This window comes from Deltaproteobacteria bacterium, from assembly GCA_011773515.1.
In the GTDB taxonomy this organism is placed as follows: domain Bacteria; phylum Desulfobacterota; class Deferrimicrobia; order J040; family J040; genus WVXK01.
On sequence record WVXK01000007.1, the window covers coordinates 101,448 to 106,992 of the forward strand.

General features: G+C 52.8%; 3 protein-coding genes. 1 reads left to right on the top strand and 2 read right to left on the bottom strand.

Translation table 11 applies throughout. From position 1 onward, the window contains the following. Positions 1-154 precede the first annotated feature (154 nt). Both GTN70_01365 and GTN70_01370 read right to left on the bottom strand, forming a co-directional pair. Entirely contained in the window at positions 155-1,690 is a 1,536-nt protein-coding gene (locus GTN70_01365) for an Rne/Rng family ribonuclease (GenBank protein ID NIO15646.1), read from the bottom strand. Beyond that, positions 1,620-4,127 carry a TIGR03960 family B12-binding radical SAM protein gene (locus GTN70_01370; protein ID NIO15647.1) on the bottom strand — a complete coding sequence of 836 codons (2,508 nt, stop codon included), beginning with the start codon at positions 4,125-4,127 and terminating at the stop codon, positions 1,620-1,622. The genes GTN70_01365 and GTN70_01370 overlap by 71 nt, the downstream gene beginning before the upstream one ends. A gap of 115 nt (positions 4,128-4,242) precedes the next feature. Between GTN70_01370 and GTN70_01375 the strand changes: the two genes are divergently transcribed. Beyond that, on the top strand, positions 4,243-5,545 hold a 1,303-nt coding region (locus tag GTN70_01375), incomplete at its 3' end, for an AAA family ATPase (GenBank protein ID NIO15648.1).

The window sequence follows — 5,545 nt, forward strand, 5'->3', positions numbered from 1 at the left end:
CCTGCTGATTACGAATCAGCTGCTCTACCGCTGAGCTACGCCGGCACCGAATGATCAGAGATGTCTATGGTAATATATCGGCCTTTTTCAATTCAAGCTTTTTCCATCCCGCCATATACCGGCGCCGGAGTTTTCGTGAAAGGTTCTGCTGCTCTCAGAAAGGCTCTATGATGTAATGCTCTATGTGAAAATCCTTTGACGGGTTTATCTTGACCGAGATGTTAAATTTTCTCTCGATCATTTCCAGGTACTTCCTTTCATCCCCCATGAGGTCTTCGGCGATGTCGGGATGAACGAGAAGGTGGATCTCGTTCAGTCTCCTCAGGCGGGCCTCTTTCTCGATCTTCCTGAATATTTCATACACCACCGACCTCGTCGATTTGACGATTCCCTCCCCGGTACAGTACGGGCATGTGTGGGAGATGCTTCTCTGGAGGCTTTCCCGTATCCGTTTTCTTGTCATCTCGATGAGGCCGAGCTCGGAAACCTTGCATATCATCGTTTTTGCCTTGTCGTTTTTGAGGGCTTCCAGGAACGCCTCGTAGACCTTCTCCCGGTTATCCAAGTCGTTCATGTCGATAAAGTCGGCGATGATGATGCCCCCTATGTTTCTCAGCCTCAGCTGGTAAACTATTTCCCTGACCGCTTCGAGGTTGATCTTGAGGCTCGTCTCCTCGAGGTTTTCCCTTCCCACGTATTTTCCCGTGTTCACATCTATGGTCGTCAGGGCTTCCGTCTGTTCGATGACGATATATCCCCCCGATTTCAGCCAGATCTTCTTCTCAAGGGCCCGGGAAATTTCCAGCTCGACCCCGAAAAATTCAAATATCGGCTGGGGGTTCCGGTAGAGTTCCAGCCGATCCGATATTGCCGGGAAATACTGCCTCGAGAAATCGGCCAACTTCTCATATTCCTCTTCCGAGTCGATAAATATCCTGTCCGTGTCCGGGACCGCAAGGTCCCTTAGAACCCTGTGTTCGAGAGATAGTTCCTGGTGGACCAGGTTGGGTGCCTTTTGCCGCTCACTCCTCAACTTGATGTCCTCCCAGAGTTTGACCAGATATTCCGCGTCGTTCATCAACTCCTTCTCCGTCTTGTGCTCCGAAGCTGTCCTGACGATCATGCCGAGGCCGTTTGGCTTTATCTTTTGCACGATCCTGATGAGCCGCTCCCTCTCCTCAGGGTTTTCTATTTTCCTGGATACGCCGATGTGATTCGTAAAAGTCAGAAGAACGAGGTATCTTCCGGGAAGGGAGATATTTCCCGTAATTCTGGCTCCTTTCGTACCCAGCGGCTCTTTGGCCACCTGTACCATAATCTGCTGATTTTCCCGGACGAGGCCCTCTATCGGGGGGGCCGGCAGAATTTGCGGAATGGAGCCGTCCGTATCCTCGTCGAATTCTTCCTCGAGGTGGTCGAAGGACAACATCTGGGGGAAGAGGTTTGTCTCGGTGGGATTTACCTGGAAATCTCCGGAATAGAGGAAGGCCGCCTTGTCAAGGCCAATATCGACGAATGCTGCCTGCATTCCGGGAAGGACCCGGAGAACCCTCCCCTTGAATATGTTGCCCGCGATGTTTCTTTCCTCGGCTCTTTCAACGTAGTATTCCGTAAGGGTTTCACTCTCTACCACTGCCACCCGCGTTTCGTAGTCCCTGCTGTTTATGAGGATATATTTGTCTCTTCTCATGGTTTTGCTCGATATATATATCGGCAGACGTTTTTGTTATTTTTATCTGGAGGTCGGAGAGAGTGCAACCGAAAATTCCGCCAACGATGCTTTTTACGGCAGATTTGCCGGGAGCCCTTTCGATTGAGACGTAAACGTTCCCGCGCCGTTTGACCACCTTTTTGATCCCGGCGATTTTATTCCGCTCCTTTTCAGGCAGGATTGCCGGTAGTGAACCGGCGCCGTCCGGCTCGATTTTGAACCTCTCTTCGAGGATAAGAGACGACATCCTGGTGCTAACCTCGATTACCGCTGTGGGCTTGAGTTCGCGGGGAAGGAGGCGTTTCAGAATCGAAAGAATCTCTGACGGAGAGGTTTCCCTGCCGAGGGTGACGAGGAAGAATTCGGCACGGGACTCGATCCCCACAGGAAGTGCCGGGGGAAAGGATATTTTCGGTTTCGGATTGAATCCTTCCGAGAACACAAGGGGCAGTCCGCTTGACCTCAGTGTTCGTGATAAGAGGGATTGCAATTCCAGCGCACTCTGAGACGCAGCCCCTCCCGCTTTTCTGTGCACGACGAGGTAGGAAGCCTTCGTGAGCGGGCTCCGTTCCCCCATCTCGGGAGCAGCGCTTTCCTCCGGGGGGGAAAGGGGCAAAGAAATGCGGGTTTCGATTTCCCCGGCTCTGCAAACGCCACAGCCCTTGCACCCCTTTGTACTGCAGTCTTCCGTCGCTTTGCCGGCACGTGCCTTTTCCCACTCTCGCAGCAAAAATGCCTTCGTAACGCCCGTGTCGATGATATCCCAAGGGAGAAACTCGTCCGTCCTCCGCTCCCCGGTATAGGTGTCGGGTGTCATGCCGAGCGAAGAAAGAGCCCGCTCCCACAGGCCCACGTTCAACTGATCCGACCATGCGTCGAACCTTGCACCGAGCTTGAATGATTTCTCGATTATCTTTCCCACCCTCCTGTCCCCCCGCGAGATGATCCCTTCGAGCCAGGACATGTGGGGACTGTGCCATTTGAAGGTGATGTTTTTCCTCCTGCCAAATGCTCTTTTCAGAATGCCGATCTTTCTCTCCATTTCGACTCTTGAAATCTGTTCCGCCCACTGAAACGGCGTGTGGGGTTTTGGTACGAAGGTCGATACGGAGACGGTTACCGTATTCCTCCTCCCCCTCCTTTGCGCTATTTTGAGCGCCTCCTCGGAAAGGTCCCGGATGGCGTACAGGTCCTCTTCCTCCTCGCCCGGAAGCCCGATCATGAAGTACATCTTCACCGTTCTCCACCCATTTTCAAAGATCCACTCTACGGTGCTCAGTACCTCCCCGTCGGTGATATCCTTGTTGATCACCCCTCTCAGCTTTTCCCTCCCTGCCTCGGGTGCGATGGTAAACCCCCCTTTTCTTACCCTTTTCACCTCCCTGACGAGATCTTCGCTTATCGTGTTTATCCTCAATGACGGCAGCGAGATCGATATTTTTTCCCTCTCGAGAATGTCCATGGACTGTTTCAGGAGCTCGTTGACGCATGAGTAATCGGATGAGGAGAGGGAGAGCAGTCCCACCTCATCATACCCCGACTGAAGGACCACCTTTCGCATGTAATCCAGGACGGAATCGGCCTTTCGCTCCCTCCGGGGCCTGTAGTAGTAGCCGGCCTGGCAGAACCTGCACCCCCGCGTGCACCCACGGGAGATTTCGATGGCTATCCTGTCGTGGACCGGCTTCGCGGAGGGGAAGATAGGCGTTGAGGGCGGTAAGAACTTATCTATGTCCGCCACAATCCGGCGCTTTATGGTTTCGGGAGCCCCCTTCTCTCTTACGTATCCCTTAAGATCCTTATTCCCCCGGAAAACGGGCCGGTAAAGGCCGGGGACGTAAACTCCCTCAATACGTGCCAGGGACCCGAGGATCTGGCTCCGGGTGCTGCCGCTCCTTTTCCCCTCCTTGACTGTCTCCAGCATTTCGGTTATCCCCTCCTCACCTTCACCGATAAAGAGCGCATCGAAAAAAGCAGCAAAGGGCTCGGGATTGGCCACGAGAGCCCCGCCCCCGATTATGATGGGGGCTTTTCCCCTTCTCTCCCGGCTCGAAAGCGGTATGCCTCCCAGGTCGAGAATTGCCAGGACATTGGTGAGGGAGAGCTCGTAGGCCAGGGAAAAGCCTATCACGTCGAACCGGGACAGAGGCATGTCGAATTCGTAGCTTGCGATCTCCTCTTTTCTTTCGCGGAGCGAACTTTCCCTGTCGGGCCAGGGAGAAAATACTCTGTCTACGAGGAGGGATTTATCTTCTTTGAGCAGCTGGTAAAGGAGCAGAAACCCGTAGTGTGACATCCCCAGTTCGTACGTTTCCGGAAAGGCAAGGCAGATCTTCAGCGAAGGGTTTTTCGGTTTTTTCTTCAAAGGGTTGATTTCGACCCCGAAATATCGCGAGGGCTTGGAAATGCTCGACATGTGACCTTCCTCTAACTATTAAATTTAACATAACTTTTTACCCCTTAAACGTTTTTTTGAAAAAAAGGGACTTATATGGTAAAACCGAAAATAAAATCGATATCGGTGATACCGAATGAGGCTGGTCTGGAACCGGGGGGTTGAGCATTCCTTCAGAACCGAGGGGTTTTTCGGAAGGGAGAAGGAAATCTCCGCTTTGAAGAGACTTGCCGATGTGGGGAGGTTGGGAGAGGGTGGGTGCATTCTTCTGTTCGGCCCACCCAATATCGGCAAGTCGAGCCTCCTTTTGAAATTCAAGGAAACGCTCATCGACCAGAACAGGGAGGTATCATCGGGAAGGCGGCTTTTTCCCTTCTATTTTTCCTTCAGCAAGGCCCTCGCAAATCCCTACCGGCTTGCTCACTTTTTCATCCTCGAATATATGTGGCAGCTCGCCGCATTCCTCGGCGACCCCATCGAGGGGGGTTTCGATAGCGATGAGCTCGGTGAGCGCCTCTTTTCTCTCGGCATCAACGTCCCTTTCGAGCACATCAAGGGGATCGAAAAACAATCCGAGGCAAACGACCCTGTCTCTGCTGTCGCGACGGCACTTGCCTTTCCCTTTGCGATAGAAAAAGGGGACATATCGGACATCTTTCTTTTCGACGATTTCCAGTATTCCATGAAAATAGGCGAAATACCCGAGTGGGCCGTACTTTCCGTGTTGAGGCCTTACATCAAGAGCGGTAATTTTCCCTTTATCATCTCCGGCTCCAGCCCGGGAGTAGTTATGGCAAACCTCAAAAAAGAGGGGCTATTCGGTTCCTTCACGCTCATGGAGGTAGGGAGCCTAGATAACGACGTTGCAAAAGATCACCTGCGCTATCTTCTCGACAGGAGAAAGATCGCCCTCGAGGAAGGGGTTATCGGGAGGACTTCCCGGCGCCTGGGTGGCGTGCCGATATACCAGAGGCTTTTTGTGGACGAGCTGACATTCGAAGGCAAACCGGTAAAGGATGAATCTGACGTAGAGAATCTCTACGCAAAGAGCGTGGTCGAGGGGAAGCTGAACAGTTACTGGCGGGAATTTTTCGAATCGTGCATTCCCGACAGAAAGATGCTGGCCAAAGCAGTAAAATTCCTGAAGAGAGTTCTCGTTGACGACTTTCCCATACACACGTATGAAGGAACCTTCGGGCTCGTGGGGGGCGATCCAGACAAGGCTGAGGAGATCATCTCTGCCCTGGAGTTCAAGGGTCTCGTGAAGTCTGATTTCGAACACCTGACGTTTGTCCGGGATGGTGTGCTTTCGGATTTTTTGTTCTGGGCTTACGAGCGGGGTGTTCTCAGCAAGCCGAACAACCAGGTTGTGTCCCAGATCGTGCAGAAGAACATTTTCCGTTCCCGGTACCCGGACTCTGCGGATCAAAAGAGCGCCG